14 protein-coding genes are annotated in these 16,636 nt (G+C 30.5%); 5 read left to right on the top strand and 9 right to left on the bottom strand.

All coding sequences use genetic code 11. The features are described from left to right. Position 1: 1 nt before the first annotated feature. On the top strand, positions 2 to 883 hold the full coding sequence (locus ACTTAR_RS03880) for a branched-chain amino acid aminotransferase (RefSeq protein ID WP_440681677.1): 882 nt from the start codon (positions 2 to 4) through the stop codon (positions 881 to 883). Here ACTTAR_RS03880 and pgsA read toward each other — a convergent pair. From pgsA to uvrB, 5 genes are read right to left on the bottom strand one after another with little or no spacing between them, the layout of a single operon-like run. Then, positions 880 to 1,464 (bottom strand): CDP-diacylglycerol--glycerol-3-phosphate 3-phosphatidyltransferase, encoded by a 585-nt coding sequence (pgsA, locus tag ACTTAR_RS03875; RefSeq protein ID WP_440613807.1) that lies wholly within the window; start codon positions 1,462 to 1,464, stop codon positions 880 to 882. The two genes, ACTTAR_RS03880 and pgsA, sit on opposite strands and share 4 nt — an antisense overlap. Before the next feature lie 2 nt (positions 1,465 to 1,466). Then, positions 1,467 to 3,302: an excinuclease ABC subunit UvrC gene (gene uvrC, locus ACTTAR_RS03870; RefSeq protein WP_440697769.1), complete on the bottom strand. Its 1,836-nt coding sequence runs from the start codon at positions 3,300 to 3,302 to the stop codon at positions 1,467 to 1,469. After that, positions 3,289 to 3,714 carry a dihydroneopterin aldolase gene (locus ACTTAR_RS03865; protein WP_440681680.1) on the bottom strand — a complete coding sequence of 142 codons (426 nt, stop codon included), beginning with the start codon at positions 3,712 to 3,714 and terminating at the stop codon, positions 3,289 to 3,291. The genes uvrC and ACTTAR_RS03865 overlap by 14 nt, the downstream gene beginning before the upstream one ends. Beyond that, positions 3,711 to 4,463 carry an SDR family oxidoreductase gene (locus ACTTAR_RS03860; RefSeq protein WP_440681681.1) on the bottom strand — a complete coding sequence of 251 codons (753 nt, stop codon included), beginning with the start codon at positions 4,461 to 4,463 and terminating at the stop codon, positions 3,711 to 3,713. The genes ACTTAR_RS03865 and ACTTAR_RS03860 overlap by 4 nt, the downstream gene beginning before the upstream one ends. Next, on the bottom strand, positions 4,445 to 6,619 hold the full coding sequence (gene uvrB / locus ACTTAR_RS03855) for an excinuclease ABC subunit UvrB (RefSeq protein WP_440681682.1): 2,175 nt from the start codon (positions 6,617 to 6,619) through the stop codon (positions 4,445 to 4,447). Before uvrB ends, ACTTAR_RS03860 begins: the two co-directional genes overlap by 19 nt. A gap of 36 nt (positions 6,620 to 6,655) precedes the next feature. On the opposite strand from uvrB, the gene ACTTAR_RS03850 reads away from it, so the two are divergent. Both ACTTAR_RS03850 and ACTTAR_RS03845 read left to right on the top strand, forming a co-directional pair. Next, on the top strand, positions 6,656 to 7,843 hold the full coding sequence (locus ACTTAR_RS03850) for a pyridoxal phosphate-dependent aminotransferase (RefSeq protein ID WP_440681683.1): 1,188 nt from the start codon (positions 6,656 to 6,658) through the stop codon (positions 7,841 to 7,843). Between the two features lie 3 nt (positions 7,844 to 7,846). After that, the gene (locus tag ACTTAR_RS03845) at positions 7,847 to 8,500 is read left to right on the top strand and encodes an NmrA family NAD(P)-binding protein (protein ID WP_440681684.1); all 654 of its coding nucleotides are present in this window, start codon (positions 7,847 to 7,849) and stop codon (positions 8,498 to 8,500) included. A gap of 3 nt (positions 8,501 to 8,503) precedes the next feature. Here the strand turns inward: ACTTAR_RS03845 and ACTTAR_RS03840 are convergent, their stop codons facing one another. Beyond that, positions 8,504 to 9,526, bottom strand: a complete 1,023-nt coding sequence (locus ACTTAR_RS03840) for an NAD-dependent epimerase/dehydratase family protein (RefSeq protein ID WP_440697768.1) — start codon at positions 9,524 to 9,526, stop codon at positions 8,504 to 8,506. Positions 9,527 to 9,567: 41 nt separating this feature from the next. Then, a complete protein-coding gene (gene trxB / locus ACTTAR_RS03835; RefSeq protein WP_075506369.1) occupies positions 9,568 to 10,512 on the bottom strand; it encodes a thioredoxin-disulfide reductase in 945 nt (314 codons plus the stop codon). A 21-nt stretch (positions 10,513 to 10,533) separates the two neighbouring features. On the opposite strand from trxB, the gene ACTTAR_RS03830 reads away from it, so the two are divergent. Together ACTTAR_RS03830 and ACTTAR_RS03825 are read left to right on the top strand one after the other, a co-directional pair. Continuing rightward, entirely contained in the window at positions 10,534 to 11,478 is a 945-nt protein-coding gene (locus tag ACTTAR_RS03830; RefSeq protein ID WP_440697767.1) for a mitochondrial fission ELM1 family protein, read from the top strand. Further along, complete coding sequence (locus ACTTAR_RS03825) at positions 11,478 to 12,143, top strand: hypothetical protein (protein WP_440697766.1); 666 nt, start codon at positions 11,478 to 11,480, stop codon at positions 12,141 to 12,143. Before ACTTAR_RS03830 ends, ACTTAR_RS03825 begins: the two co-directional genes overlap by 1 nt. On the opposite strand, the gene carB is transcribed toward ACTTAR_RS03825, so the two are convergent. Both carB and carA read right to left on the bottom strand, forming a co-directional pair. Further along, positions 12,140 to 15,364 (bottom strand): carbamoyl-phosphate synthase large subunit, encoded by a 3,225-nt coding sequence (carB, locus tag ACTTAR_RS03820; RefSeq protein ID WP_440697765.1) that lies wholly within the window; start codon positions 15,362 to 15,364, stop codon positions 12,140 to 12,142. The two genes, ACTTAR_RS03825 and carB, sit on opposite strands and share 4 nt — an antisense overlap. Further along, positions 15,342 to 16,538, bottom strand: coding sequence for a glutamine-hydrolyzing carbamoyl-phosphate synthase small subunit (gene carA, locus ACTTAR_RS03815; protein WP_440697764.1), 1,197 nt, complete (start codon positions 16,536 to 16,538; stop codon positions 15,342 to 15,344). The genes carB and carA overlap by 23 nt, the downstream gene beginning before the upstream one ends. Positions 16,539 to 16,636 lie beyond the last annotated feature (98 nt).

Genomic DNA, 16,636 nt, shown 5'->3' with positions numbered 1-16,636 from the left:
AATGATACCGTACGATAAAAGATCTGGAAAAATTTGGTACAACGATGAACTTGTTGATTGGGGAGATGTAAAACTACATGTGTTAAGTCATGGTTTGCATTATGCGAGCTGTGTATTTGAAGGTGAAAGAGTTTATGATGGCTCTATTTTTAAATTAGAGGAACATACATCTAGATTTTTTCATTCTGCTAGAAGAATGGGTTTTGAAATTCCTTATACTGAAGAGCAAATAAATACTGCTTCAAATAAAATAATTGCAACTCAGAATGTAGAAAATGGGTATGTAAGACCAGTAGCTTGGAGAGGTACTGAAATGATGGCTATCTCAGCACAACAAACAAAAATTCATGTTGCAATAGCAACTTGGGAATGGGGATCTTACTTTGATCCAAAACTAAAAGTCGAAGGCATTAAATTAAATATTTCAAACTGGAGAAGACCAGCTCCTAATACTATACCTTGGGATACTAAAGCATCAGGTTTGTATATGATCTGCACATTATCAAAACATGAAGCTGAAAAACAAGGTTACACTGATTCTTTAATGTTGGATCACGAAGGAAATATTGCTGAGGCAACAGGGGCCAATGTATTTTTTAAAGATAAAGATGGAGAAATTCACACACCAATTCCAGATTCATTCTTAGATGGAATTACTAGAAGAACTGTAATTGGAATTGCAAAATCAAAAAATATCAAAGTAAATGAAAGAAAAATTAGTCCAACAGAACTTCCTAACTTTGTAGGATGCTTTTTAACAGGAACTGCTGCTGAAGTTACACCTGTATCTTGTATTGCAGAAAATCAATTCAAAGTTTGTGATACCATCATCGATCTTAATGAAAGCTATCAAGCGCTGGTGAGAAAGAAAAAAGCAGCTTAATCTTTGTTATCTTCTGATATTGCGTGATCAATACCCTTTCGTAAATAATCATAACCTGTAAATAAAGTAAGCGCAGCTGATAACCATAAAAGAATAATCCCAATAGTTTGAGCATTATAATTTTCAAAGTTGATTATTTTATTTCCAGTATCTCCTGAAAGCAGAAGACCGATAGCAACCATTTGCAAAACTGTTTTGAGTTTAGCAAGATTTGAAACTGGAAGTTTAATCTGACCTTTTGCTAAAAATTCCCGTAATCCTGAAATTAAAATTTCTCTAGTTAAAATAATTATAGCTGCAATAACCTCATAATTTCTGATTGTTCCATCCATCACCAGTAAAATTAGAGCTGTAGCAACTATAATTTTATCTGCAATTGGATCTAATAGTTCTCCTAATTTAGATTCTTGACCTAACATTCTAGCTAACATGCCATCTAAAAAATCTGTAAATGAAGCAATTATAAATAAAATCAAAGCAGTTAAATCACCATAAAAACCTGGAAGATAAAATGCTAAAACAAAGAAGGGTACAATTATTATTCTCCCTATTGTTAGAATATTTGGAATTTTTTTTAACATAATTATTCGTGAAAGAAGTTATATATCTTTTTTGCTACTTTTTCTTCAACACCTTCAACAGATTTAATTTCATCTAAACTAGCAGACTCAACAGATCTTGCTGACCCAAAATGGTTTAGTAGCGCTCTTTTTCTAATTGCCCCAATACCTTCAATTTGGTCCAGTAAAGATTTACTAATTCCTTTTTTTCTCTTTGCTCTGTGGGCACTGATTGCAAATCTGTGCGATTCATCTCTTATCCTTTGAAGGAAAAATAGAGTAGGGTCATTTTTTGAGAATTTATATTCTTTGCCATTGTGAAAAAATGTTTCATTTCCACTATTACGAAATTTACCTTTTGCTATTGCAATAATTGGAATGTCGTGAAGTCCCAATTCATTTAAACTTTCTCTAGCTACTGAATATTGTCCTTTTCCTCCATCAACTAATACTAAATCAGGAAAAGTGAGATAATTATCTTTTTCTTGAACAGCACGTTTAAATCTTCTGTTTAATACTTCTCTCATCATTCCATAATCATCTTGCTCATTTTTTTTGTGCTTGATATTGAACTTTCGATATCTTTTTTTAATAAATCCCTCATCACCATAAGCAATTAAAGCTCCAACACTATTGGTACCCTGGATATGGCTGTTATCATAAACCTCAATTAAATTTACATTTGTTTCAAGATTGAATTTTTTTGCAACTTCATCAAAAAGTTCTCGATTATTCTGACTTTCATAAAGTTTTCTATTCAAACTGTCTTTTGCATTTTTTATTGCCTGATTAACTACTTTTAATTTTGAGCCTTTTTTAGCAACACTAATGTTAATTTGTTTTCCCTCTTTTTGAGTTAAAGTTTTTTCAATTAAAACTTTTTCTTTTATTTCCTCAGATAAAATTATTGCAGAAGGCACACTTTTATTTTCATAAAATTGTGAAACAAATGAATTTAAAATATCTCCTAATTTTTCATCTGGGTCATGTTTTGGAAAAAAAGCTTGGTTACCCCAATTTTGTTTTGATCGATAAAAAAATACTTGAATACAAGTTTTGCCAGATTCTTTGTATCCAGCTATAACATCCGCCTCTACTAAGTTCGCTTCGTTAATTCTTTGAGAAGATTGAATAATATTTAAAGCTTTAATTCTGTCCCTTAAAATTACTGCTTTTTCAAAATCTAATTCTTCACTTGCCTTTTCCATTTGGCTTGAGAGATTTTTTTGAATTTTTCTTGATTTACCTGATACAAATTCAATAGCATCATCAACTGTTTGTTGATAATCATTTTTTTCAACATAACCAACACATGGTCCGGAACATCTTTTTATTTGATAAAGGATACAAGGTCTTTCTCTATTTTTAAAAACAGTATCATCACAAACTCTTAGATGAAAAATTTTTTGGATCATCTTTATAGTCCAGTTAGCTGAACCTGCTGATGCAAAAGGTCCAAAATAAAATCCTTCTTTTGTCTTTTTTCCTCTATGTCTTTTAATTTGTGGCCATTTATCTTTGTTGCCAATAAAGATGAATGGAAATGACTTATCATCTCTTAATAAAATATTAAATTTTGGTTTAAATTTTTTAATTAGGTTTGCTTCTAGAAGTAGAGCTTCACTTTCATTTGAAGTAGTTGTTATCTCTAATTTTCTAGTTTGAGACAACATTCTCTCTGTTCTAATTATATGGTTTTTTTCAGATACATAACTTTTAAGTCTGTTAGGAAGATTTTTTGCTTTTCCTACATAAAGGATTTCATTTTTTTCATTTAGCATCCTGTAGACACCAGGAAGTTTAGGGACTAGCGAGAGCTCTTTTTTAATTAATTCTTTTCCTATTTCAGAGCTTATCATGACTTCTTTTTTTGGTAATTTGAATACCAACAGAGGAACATTGCTTAAGAATTTCTAATTTTTCAATTTTCAACATTATTTTAGCAATCCTTTGATCTTTGAATAATTCATCAAATACAGCCTCAGCCAATGTTTCAAGAAAGTTGTAATGTTTTTTTTTAACTAGTTTTGTGATCAATTTTACAATTGTTCCATAATTAACAATCGATTTTATATCTTTATCATTTGATGGCTTTTTATCCTCGTAATCAATTTCTAGGCTAAATTTAACTTTTTGAGGCTTTTTCTTTTCAAAGTCATAATAGCCAAGTTTTAAATTTAAAATTAGTTCATTAATTAGAATTTTCTTTTCGTAATTAAAAAGATTTTTGTTTTTATTTATTCTTACAATCTTAAAACTACTTCTTTTCATTCTTTGCCCATTATATCTGGTGTTTGCCAGTTTAAATTCTGCCCACTATCTATTGCTAAAACTTGTCCTGTAATAGATATATTTTTTATAAAAAAGTCAACAGCATTACATATTTGTTCAACATCTACTTGTCTTTTCAAAGGAGTTGCTAGGTATTGTTTTCTAAAATGTTTTTCAGATTGTCTTTGATTTTTAATAGTAGGCCCAGGTGCAATGCCGTTTACTCTAATCTTTGGAGCTAAACTCATAGCACTAGTTTTAGTCAAAGTATACAGTCCAGTTTTACTAATTGTGTACGAAAAAAAATATGGGGTTAGTTTAAATACTCTTTGATCAATAATATTAATTATATTGTTATTTGTTCCTTTGACATTTTTTGCAAATTCTTTTGATAACAATGCAGGTGTTCTTAGATTTGTTCTTAAATGTTGCCCCCAACTATCTGTTGTAAAGTTTTCCAATTTATCATTTTCAAATAAAGAAGCGTTATTAATTAGACAATCAAAATATTTAAGTTTTGATTTTGCATATTTTACAATTTTATTTACATCATTTTCTTTACTTAAATCACCTTTAACCAAGTAAACTCTAGTACCATTATTTGATAGTTCTTTTTTTAAATTCTCAGCTTTTGATTTTGATTTATTAAAATGAATTAAAATTTCTTTATTAGAACCAGATAATTTTTTTGCAATTGCAGCACCAATTCTTGTTGCTCCACCTGTTATAATTATTTTCCGTGCTTCCATTTTTTATCTCTTTTCTTTGTAACTTTTGTTCCGGGCATGCCCATTGTTGACCGACCTTTTGGATAAAGTTTATTTTTTACATCATACTGCCTTATTTTTGGATTTAATGTAATTTCTAATTCACTGCTTTCCAACTTTCTTATTTCATCTCTAATTTTAGCGGCTTCTTCAAATTCAAGATTAGAAGCAGCTTCCTTCATCTTTTTATCTAGTGCTTTAAGGTGTTTTTTTAAGTTTCCACCAACATTAGAGCCTTCACTTATTTTCACATAGTCTTTTTCATAAACACTTTCTAAAACATCGCTTATTTCTTTTTTAACTGATGTAGCGCTAATTTTATGTTTTTTATTATAAGCTAATTGAATATTCCTTCTTCTGTCAGTTTCAGCAATTGCTTTTTTTATACTTTTAGTTTCTTTGTCAGCATACAAAATAACTTTTCCGTCCACGTTTCTTGCAGCTCTTCCTATTGTTTGAATAAGTGATGTTTCTGATCTTAAAAAACCTTCTTTATCTGCATCTAAAATTCCAACTAATGCACATTCAGGTATATCAAGACCTTCTCTTAATAAGTTAATACCAACTAAAACATCAAATACACCCATCCGCAAATCTCTCATTATTTCAATTCTCTCCAAAGTATCGATGTCTGAGTGAAGATATCTAACTTTAATTCCATTTTCGTGAAGGTATTCAGTTAAATCTTCTGCCATTTTCTTCGTAAGAGTTGTGACCAAAACTCGATAATTATTTTCAACTACTCTTTTGCACTCATGCATCAAATCATCTACCTGGTTTTTTGCAGGTCTAATTTCAACTACAGGATCAATTAGACCGGTTGGTCTTATAACCTGATCAATATATTTCCCTTTTGTTTGCTCTAGTTCCCACGGTCCTGGTGTTGCAGATACAAATACAGTTTGAGTTCTCATTAAATCCCACTCTTCAAACTTTAATGGTCTATTATCCATACATGATGGCAGTCTAAAACCATATTCTGCAAGAGTACTTTTTCTTGATCTATCTCCTTTGTACATTCCATTAAGTTGTGGAACAGTTACATGACATTCATCAACAAATATCAAAGTGTTATCTGGAAAATATTCAAATAGAGTAGGAGGAGGTTCTCCTGGTTTTCTTCCAGATAAAAATCTTGAATAGTTTTCAATTCCTGCACAAGAACCAGTTGCTTCAATCATTTCTAAATCAAACTTAGTTCTTTCCTCTAATCTTTGAGCCTCTAATAATTTATTTTCTGCTCTGTGTTTTTTTAAAGTTATTTCTAATTCTTTTTTAATATTAATAACTGCCTGCTCGATTGTAGGCTTAGGAGTTATGTAATGACTATTCGCATAGACTTTTACTAAACTTAGCTCTCTAACTTTATCCCCTGTCAAAGGATCAAACTCTTCAATTTGCTCTAATTTATCTCCAAATAGACAAAGCCTCCAAGCTCTATCTTCTAGATGTGAGGGAAATATTTCTAAATATTCTCCTCTTGCTCTAAATGTTCCTCTATAAAAATTTTGATCATTTCTTTTGTATTGTAAAGCAACTAAAGATTTAATTATTTCTTCTCTGTTGTAATCATAATTTTTTTGAAGAGTTAGCGTCATCTTACTGTACGCCTCAACGGAACCTAATCCATAAATACATGAAACACTTGCTACAATTAAAACATCATCTCTTTCTAAAAGAGATCTGGTGGCCGAGTGTCTCATTCGATCAATCTGTTCATTAATCGATGCCTCTTTTTCTATGTAAGTGTCAGATCTTGGAACGTAAGCTTCTGGAGTGTAATAGTCATAATAAGAAACAAAGTATTCAACTGCATTATCTGGGAAAAATGTTTTCATTTCTCCATAGAGTTGTGCTGCTAGCGTTTTGTTTGGAGCAAGTATCAATGCTGGTCTATTAGTGGCCTCGATTACCTTTGCCATTGTAAAAGTTTTTCCAGATCCTGTAACTCCAAGTAATACTTGATTAAATTGATCTTTATTTGCACCATTTACTAATTTCTTAATAGCTTCTGGTTGATCACCTGCAGGTTTAAAATCAGATTTAATTTTGAATTTTTTTCCACCTTCGAGTTTTCCACCAATTTTAGGATTTTTACTCTGAATATCTGTAATTAAATCTTGATAAGTATTTTCCATATATTAAACAGCGTATTAGAATTTATTTATATTTCAATGAGCATAATATCAGACAGTTTAAAACGAATTAAACCATCACCAACTATTGCAGTTACTCAAAAAGCAAGAGAACTTAGAGCAGCAGGAAAAGATGTAATTGGACTTGGGGCTGGAGAACCAGATTTCGATACACCAGATAATATTAAAAATGCTGCAATTAAAGCTATCAAAAGTGGAGAAACCAAATACACAGCTGTAGATGGAACACCTGCTTTAAAAAAAGCAATCGTAGATAAGTTTAAAAGAGAAAACAAAATTAATTACACTACTGATCAAATCACTGTTGGAACAGGTGGAAAACAAGTTCTTTATAATGCGTTCATGGCAACTTTAAATAAAGGTGATGAAGTAATTATTCCTGCACCTTTCTGGGTTTCTTATCCTGATATGGTTTTATTAGCGGGCGGCAAACCAAAGATAGTAAAGTGTACAGAAGAAGAAGGATTTAAACTTACTGCAAGTAAATTAAAAAAAGCTATTACTAAAAAAACAAAATGGGTGATTTTAAATTCACCTTCCAATCCAACTGGGGCAGGTTATTCAAAAAAAGAAATTGAAGATTTAGCAAAAGTTTTAATTAGAAATAAAAAAGTTCATATTTTGAGTGATGATATATATGAACATATAGCATATGATAATTTTAATTTTTATACGATTGCTCAAAATTCAAAGTTAAAAGATAGAACTTTGACAATGAATGGGGTTAGTAAATCGTATGCAATGACAGGTTGGAGAATAGGGTATGCCGCTGGACCAAAAGATATCATTAAAGCAATTGGTAAAATTCAATCTCAATCTACATCAAACCCATCATCTATCAGTCAAGCTGCTGCAGTTGAAGCTTTAAATGGAAACCAAGGTTTCATAAAAAAGAGATCTAAAGCTTTTAAAGAAAGAAGAGATTTTGTAGTTAAAAGTTTAAACAGCATTAAAGGTATAAATTGTTTAACCCCTAATGGGGCATTTTATGTATTTCCAAGTTGTAAGGGATTGTTAAATAAAAAAACTAAATTGAAAACTGACACCGAGTTTGTTCAAAAACTACTTGAGCAATCTAATGTTGCAGTTGTTCAAGGATCTGCATTTGGTTTAGATGGATACTTTAGAATTTCTTATGCTACTTCAATGCAAAATTTGAAGAAAGCAATGGATAGAATAAAATCCTTTTGCGAAAGCCTTTCTTAAGAAGTGAAAACAGCACTAGTATTTGGCTCAACTGGATTGGTTGGAGGTCATGTTTTAAATCAACTTATTCAGAATGATAATTACTCTAAAATTAAAATATTTGTGCGTTCTTCAATTCAAATAAACAACTCAAAAATTGAAGTAATTCAAACTGATTTTAATAATTTAGAAAAACACAAAGAAGAAATTGAAGGAGATGAATGTTTTTTTTGTATTGGCACAACAAAAAAAAATTCTCCTGATAAAAATGAATATCAAAGAATTGAATTAGATATCCCAAAACAAGTAGCCCAAATTGCAAAATCTAATGATATTAAATCTTATTTTTTTGTATCTTCAGGATATGCTAATTCTAAAAGTTCAGGAGATTATTTAAAATATAAGGGTTTGGTAGAGGAAGAGATCCTTAGTTTAGGTTTTTCTAAAATAGGAATTATGAGACCCTCATTTATATTGGGTAACAGAAAAGAATTTAGATTGGGTGAGAAAATAGGAATAATAATTTTTAAGCTTCTAAACCCTTTATTTGTTGGACCATTAAAGAAAATGAGATCAATTCATTCAGAAACAATTGCAAAAGCTATGATTAAACTTGCGAATAATAATATTGATCAAAAAATCTTTGAGTCAGATCAAATTTCAGATTTGGTAAAATAAACTTTATACTAAACCTAATCTAACTACAGATTTTCCTGCATCAACCAAAGCACCACTTGCTGGTTTAAACTCAAAACCAATTAATTCTTCAGCATATTTTGTCTCTGGTTTCATCTCTAGTTCAAGATCGGGTATCATAGTTTTTGCGCTCGAGTCCAACATGCTAATAATCTTAACCATAAAATTTGGTAAAGTTTTTTTAGGTAGTTTTTTTGCATACTCTGGTAATGCTTCAGCTAAAATTTTTGATGTTTCAAGTAGTGTTTTAACTTCTTTACCAATAATTAATCTTCTGCCACCAACTTTTGAGTTTCCCAAGCATGCCACATGAGATTTTGCAACATCTTTAATATCGGATATTAATATTCCCCATTTAGGAGTTGCTGGAAACTTACCTTTTAAAAATTGTTTTACATATTCAATCGAGGTTCCACCTTTAGTATCCAAAGCATCTCCAAATACACCACCAGGATTTATACAAGTTAGTTTATTTTTAATTCCATTACTTTCCATTAATTCCCAGGCTGCTTTTTCAGCAACTGTTTTTGATAGAAAATAATCATTAACTCCTTCAACCCAATTTTCATCAGTCCAATCATTTTCACTAAATGAATAAGGATTTGATCTATTTGGCTTTCTAAACATTGCTGCTATCGAAGATGTAACCACAAATTGCTCTGCATTTGCTTTTATGCCAGCTTTTAAAACTCTTAAAGTTCCATCTTTTGCAACTGGGATTAAATTTTCTCTATTTTTTGAAACCTTCATAGGAAAAGGGGAAGCCATATGAATTATATATTTACATCCCTCTGCAGCTTCTTCCCAACCTTCGTCACTTAAAAGATCAAGTTTAATAAAAGATAACTTATCTATCGAAGCATATTTGCTAATGGTTTCTTTTGTCTGAGAAATTACATCATCACTTCTAACAGTACCCAAAACTTCGTAACCTGAATTTAATAATTCTATTGCAGTATGTTTTGCTATCCATCCACTTATTCCAGTTAATAGCACTTTATCAGTCATAACATTTCTCCATTTAACTTGTTATTAATTGTAATCTCAAACTAATGAGATAAGAATTTTTCTGCTTCTAATGCAGCCATACATCCCATACCAGCTGCTGTAACTGCTTGTCGAAAAGTTTTATCTTTAACATCACCTGCAGCATAAACTCCAGGAATATTTGTTTCAGTCGAATCTGGTTTTGTAATTAAGTAACCTTCTTTATCCATTTCTAATTGATCTTTGAAAAGCTGAGTTGCTGGATCGTGACCAATAGCAATAAATAAACCATCTAATTTTACTTCTTCTGTTTTTTCAGTTTTCAAATTTTTAATTTTTATACCTTTAACATTTTTGGGTTCACTATCACCCAAAACATCCTCAACAACAGAGTCCCAAACTATTTCAATTTTTTTATTTTCCATCAATTTCTTTTGAAGCATCTTTTCTGCTCTCAAACTATCTCTTCTGTGTATTAATTTTACTTTTGATGCAAATTTCGTAAGAAACATGGCTTCTTCTACTGCAGCATTACCACCCCCAACTACAGCAACTTCTTTATCTTTAAAAAAGAAACCATCACATGTAGCACATGCTGAAACTCCAAATCCTCTAAATTCTTGTTCAGATTTAATGTTTAACCATCTTGCTTGTGCGCCTGTTGAAATAATTATGCTATCTGCAGTATATTTTTGTCCACTATCACCGACAGCTTCAAAAGGTGTAGATTTTAAATTTACAGAACCAATATGATCTTCTATCATTTCTGTTCCAACAGCTTTTGCTTGATCTCTCATTTGATCCATTAACCAAGGTCCTTGAATTACTTCTGCAAATCCTGGAAAATTTTCTACATCAGTTGTAGTTGTTAATTGTCCACCTGGCTGAGCGCCGTGAACAAGAATAGGATTTAACATTGCTCGTGCAGCATAAACAGCAGCTGTGTATCCGGCAGGACCAGATCCAATTATTAACACTTTTGTGTGTTTAGTTGGATTTTGACTCATATGAAAGCTATATAGTGATTAATGTCTAAATTAAAAGGTTTATTATTAACTCAAGGAATGCATGGAATGATTAGTCAAGTCGAGGGACTTGCAAAAGCACTTGATATTGATTTTATACACCACAAGGTTGAACTAAAAAATATTTGGAAACTTGTTCCACCTAAATTTACTCCAATTTCTCAAAACGTTTATAAAAAGATTGAAAATAATGATTTTGATTTAATAATCTCATGTGGAAGAAAGAGCGTAATTCCATCTATTCACTTAAAAAGTATTTCTAAAAAAAAGGCTTTTAATATTCATATCCAAGATCCAAAAATAGACTTTAAATATTTTGATTTTGTTGTTGCACCAGAACATGACGGAATTAATGGTGAAAATGTTATTAGCACTAAAGGAGCTATTCATTATCTTTCGGAGAAAGAAATTGAAGAAAATAAAGATTATTTAAAATCTTTTATCAAACAAGATGAAAGAAAAATTTGGTGCTTTATTATGGGTGGACCAACAAAATACTATGATTATTCAACTAAGAATATGAAACATATTTTCTCAATGTTTTATAAATTAATGAAAAAACATGATTTTCAATTAGTAGTAATCCCATCAATGAGAACCCCAATAAATACAATTCATTATGCTAAAGAGTTTTTTGGAGAAAATCATACAGTGATTATGAATGTAGATAAAAAGGCATATTTATCTGCATTAGCTTTATCTGAAAATATCATTGTTACATGTGACTCTAGCTCTATGATCTCAGAAGCTGCTTTGACAGGGAAACCAATCTATGTTGCTAATATTTTACCAAAAAAAAATGACAAAAGATTCCAAAGATTTAGAAATTTATTTAGAGAACTAAACATCACTAGAAACTTAGGTGAAGAAATAGAAAATTGGAACTATGAAAAGCTAGATGAAACGAATAGAGTAGCAAAAATAATAAAAGAAAAAATTAAATCTTAATGTCATTTTTAAATTCTATAAAAAATAATTCAAAAAAATATGAAACACCATTTGATCATTGGGAATATAGCAGTGCTTTATCCAAAGGTGCTATTGAAGAAATTGTCAAAGCGGATATTCCTGATTTAAGTCAGCACAACTTAAATTATGATGGAACAAGAGCAATAGATGGAGGTGCAGCTGAGTTTAGAGAAGGTATTTCCTCTGGTGGTAAAGCAATTAAATTTAGATGTTTTGTTACTAAAGAAAATAGTTCACAATTTCCAAATCTTGTAAAATTTATTAATGAGTTACAATCTAAAGAAACACACGAAACAATATCTAAAATGATCAATAAAGATTTGTCTAATTCATACGTTAGAGTTGAAGTAATTTGTGATAGGGAAGGATTTTGGCTTAAACCACACTGTGATATCAAAGAAAAATTAATGTCAGGATTAATATTTGTTAATAAAACAAACGAGTCTGAAGATTTAGGGACTGATTTTTATAATGAAAAATTAGAGAAAGTTAAAACACTGCCTTACAGAAATAACTATGGATATCTTTTTACTAGTGGACCAAATACTTGGCATGGCATGGAAAAAAAGAGCATTCTAAAAGAAAGGCGGTGCTTACAAGTAAACTATGTGACTTTCGAAACTGATTGGAAAGTATATTCCTAAATATCTTGTAAAGATTTAACTTCTAGTTTCTTTGTCTTAAGCGATTTAATAGCATTTAAACATGCAAGAGCAGTAGACATGTTGGTGCAATAAGGAACCTTATTTTTAAGAGTTGCTCTTCGAAGTGCAATTGCATCATTTAATCTGTGCTCACTATTTCCACCACCTGTATTAATTACAAGTGCAATTTTTTTAGAGTCTAAAATATCAACAATGTGAGGACTACCACTACTTACTTTATTAATAATTCTACATTTCATTCCATGCTTTTGTATGTATTCAGCAGTACCTTTGGTTGCACATAATTTAAAATTATTTTTAATTAGCTCTCTTGCAAGATCAATACCTTCATCTTTATGAGAGTCTTTTAAAGATATAAATGCAAGACCTTCTTTTGGAAGTGAATTAGCTGCAGCAATCTGACTTTTAGCAAAAGCCATTCCAAAATCTTTATCAAAGCCCATTACTTCACCTGTAGATTTCATCTCAGGTCCTAAAAGTAAATCACTATTAGGAAACTTATTAAAAGGAAATACAGCTTCTTTAACTGCATACATTCCTTTTGATTTATCTTTAAGATTAAATTTAGAAAGCTTTTCCCCAGCCATTATTCTTGATGCAATCTTTGCAAGTGGAATTCCTTTTGCTTTTGATACAAAAGGTACAGTTCGACTAGCACGAGGATTTACTTCAATAATATAAATTTCATCTTTCTTGATTGCATATTGAATATTCATAAAACCTTTTACTTTAAGTGCTAAGGCAAGTTTTTTTGTTTGATTTTCAATTTCTTTAATTAGATATGGTTTAATAGATACCGGTGGCAAACTACATGCTGAGTCCCCAGAATGAATTCCTGCTTCTTCAATATGTTGCATGATACCTGCTACATAAACATCTTTACCATCAGAAATAGCATCCACATCAACTTCCATTGCATGATCTAGAAATTTATCAATTAGAATTGGATTTTCTTCAGCAGCTTTAAATGCTTCTTCCACAAAGTTTTTCAGTTGACTTTTTTCATGAACAATTTCCATTGCTCTTCCACCCAAAACATATGAAGGCCTAACTACTAGTGGTAAACCAATTTTCTCTGATATTTTGATTGCTTCTTTAAATGTCTTCGCAATCCCACTATCAGCTTGTTTTAAATTTAATTTAATTAATAAATTTCTAAATTGATCTCTATCTTCTGCTAAATCTATTGAGTTATATTGTGTCCCTAAAATTGGAAGTTTGTTATCATTTAAAAATTTAGCAAGCTTTATTGGAGTTTGTCCTCCAAACTGAGCAATAACACCTATTAGATTTCCTTTTTCTTGCTCCTTTTTAATAATGTTAAATACATACTCTTCTTTCAAGGGTTCAAAATATAACCGATCACTTGTGTCATAATCTGTAGATACAGTTTCAGGGTTACAATTAACCATGATGGTCTCAAAACCTGCGTCTTTCAAAGAAAAACTTGCCTGACAACAACAATAATCAAACTCAATCCCTTGGCCTATTCTGTTAGGTCCACCACCTAAAATTATTATTTTTTTTCTATTTGATGGATCTGCCTCACACTCGGAATTTATTGAAAAATTTCTTTGATAAGTAGAATACATGTAAGGTGTAAATGATTTAAATTCTGCAGCACACGTATCAACTTTTTTGTATACAGGTAGTACTTTTAAAGCTGTTCTTTTTCTTCTTATTATATCTTCTGATGAATTAGTAAGTTCAGCTAATTTTTTGTCTGAAAAACCAATAGATTTAATTCTATTAAATTCATTATAATTTTTCGGAAGACCTCTTTTTTTAATAACTAACTCGTTATCAACAATTTCTTTAATTTGTCCTAAGAACCAAGGATCAATTTTAGATAAACTATATATTCTTTTTAAGCTAATTTTTTTTCTTAAAGCCTCCGCAACAAGAAGCATTTTGTTTGGAATATGATCTTTAAGTTTTTTTTCGATTTGTTTTTTATTTAAATTGAATATTTGGTCAAAACCAGAAAAACCAGTTTCTAGAGAAACCAATGCTTTTTGAACAGACTCTTTAAAGTTTCTTCCAATAGCCATTGCTTCACCAACAGATTTCATTGAAGTGCCTAAAGTTGCTGGCGAGGTAGAAAATTTTTCAAAAGTAAACCTTGGTATTTTAGTTACCACATAATCAATACTTGGTTCAAAAGAAGCAGGTGTTACTTTTGTTATCTCATTTTTAAGTTCGTCTAAAGTATAGCCAACCGCGAGCTTAGCCGCTACTTTTGCAATTGGAAACCCAGTTGCTTTAGATGCAAGTGCTGATGATCTAGATACTCTTGGATTCATTTCAATAACAACCATTCTTCCATTTTTTGGATTGATTGCAAATTGAACATTGGATCCACCTGTCTCAACTCCAATTTTTCTTAAACATGCAATAGATGCATTTCTCATAACTTGGTATTCTTTATCTGTTAGAGTTAAAGCTGGAGCAACAGTTACAGAGTCTCCTGTGTGAATTCCCATCGGATCAATATTTTCTATTGAACAGATAATTATACAGTTATCTTTTTTATCTCTTACAACTTCCATCTCAAATTCTTTCCAACCTTCTAAGCACTCTTCCACAAGAACTTGGCTAACTGGCGACTCGTGTAATCCATTTTTTATAATTTTAAGAAATTCTTTTTTATTCTTTGCTATTCCGCCACCTAGACCACCTAGAGTAAATGCAGGTCTGATGATTGCAGGTAAACCAATTTTATTAAGAACTTTAGAAGCTTGATTAATGTTATTTACAATTTTAGACTTTGGTAAATCTAAACCAATATCAATCATATTTTTTCTAAATTTCTTTCGATCTTCAGCATTAGAAATTGCTTTAGAATTTGCGCCAATAAGTTCTATTTTGTATTTTTTTAGAATTCCTTTTTTTTCTGCTTCCATTGCAAGATTAAGAGCAGTCTGACCTCCCATCGTTGGAAGAATTGCATCTGGTTTTTCTTTTATAAGAATTTTCTCTAAAACCTCTAATGTGATTGGTTCTATGTACGTTTTATCCGCAACATCTGGATCAGTCATAATTGTTGCAGGGTTAGAATTAATTAAAACAACTTTATAACCTTCATCTTTTAAAGCTTTACAAGCTTGTGTTCCTGAATAATCAAATTCACACGCTTGACCAATAATAATTGGACCAGCACCTACTACTAATATTTTTTTAAGATCTTTTCTTTTTGGCATTTTTTTTCATATTATTAATAAATTCTTTAAACAAATAGACACTGTCCTGAGGTCCAGGGTTAGACTCGGGGTGATATTGAACTGAAAATACAGGTTTATTTTTTAACTTAATACCTTCAACACTATTATCAAAAAGAGATTGATGAGTTACCTGAATATTTTTTGGCAAAGTTTCTTCAACTACTTCAAAACCATGATTTTGACTTGTAATTTCTACATTACCATGAACTAAATTTTTCACAGGATGATTAGCACCTCTATGACCCAGTTTCATTTTTTTTGTTTTACCACCTAGGGTTAAAGCTAAAATTTGGTGTCCTAAACAAATTCCAAATATTGGTAAATTTTTTTTAATTAGTTCTCCGATAATATTTATTGCATATTTTCCAGTTGCAGCAGGATCACCAGGTCCATTTGATAAAAATATTCCATTAGGCTTTAATTTAATTATATTTTCTGCAGAAGTGGCACATGATACTATTGTTACTTTGCAATTAAAATCAGAAAAATATCTTAAAATATTTTTTTTAATTCCATAATCTATTGCAACAACATGAAATTTATTTTTTTTATTTTTTACAAATCCATCTTTCTTTTTCCAAGTTTTAAAACCCTTCCAAATATAATTTTTTGGAGTTGATACTTCTTTAGCGAGATCTAGATTTTTTAACCCACTCCATTTTAAAGTAGTGTTTGTTAGTTTACTTATATTGAATTTTTGTTTTTTTGAGAAAGTAATGGTTCCTTTTGGTGCTCCCTTATCTCTAATAAAATTAGTTAAACTTCTAGTATCTAGGCCAGTGAGACCAACAATTTTGTTTTTCTTAAGCCATGCATCTAGATGTGTAAAAGCTCTATAGTTTGATGGATCTGTTATTTCTGAATTAAAAATAACTCCTTTGGTCCATATCTTATCTGACTCTATATCTTCTTTATTAGTTCCAACGTTTCCAATATGTGGAAAGGTAAAATTAATAATTTGCCCTGCATAAGAAGGATCTGAGATTATTTCCTGGTAACCAGTTAGAGAAGTGTTAAAACATACTTCTCCAGTAGCTTCCCCTTCATAGCCAATACCAATTCCTTTAAAAACTTTCTTGTTTTCAAGGACTAAAACGCCCGTATTAATTTGATGATTATTTTTTGAGTTAATTTTTTTTGAATTTTTGATCAATTACAACTCATGAGTTAAAGGTTAATACAATAATTGCTTTATTATCGCAACAGAGATGTATTATAAAATTGTAAAAAAACAATTTTTCTTTTGAAGAA

Source organism: Candidatus Pelagibacter sp. HIMB1709 (assembly GCF_052047635.1).
GTDB lineage: Bacteria > Pseudomonadota > Alphaproteobacteria > Pelagibacterales > Pelagibacteraceae > Pelagibacter.
This window is presented reverse-complemented; position numbering and strand designations above follow the sequence as displayed.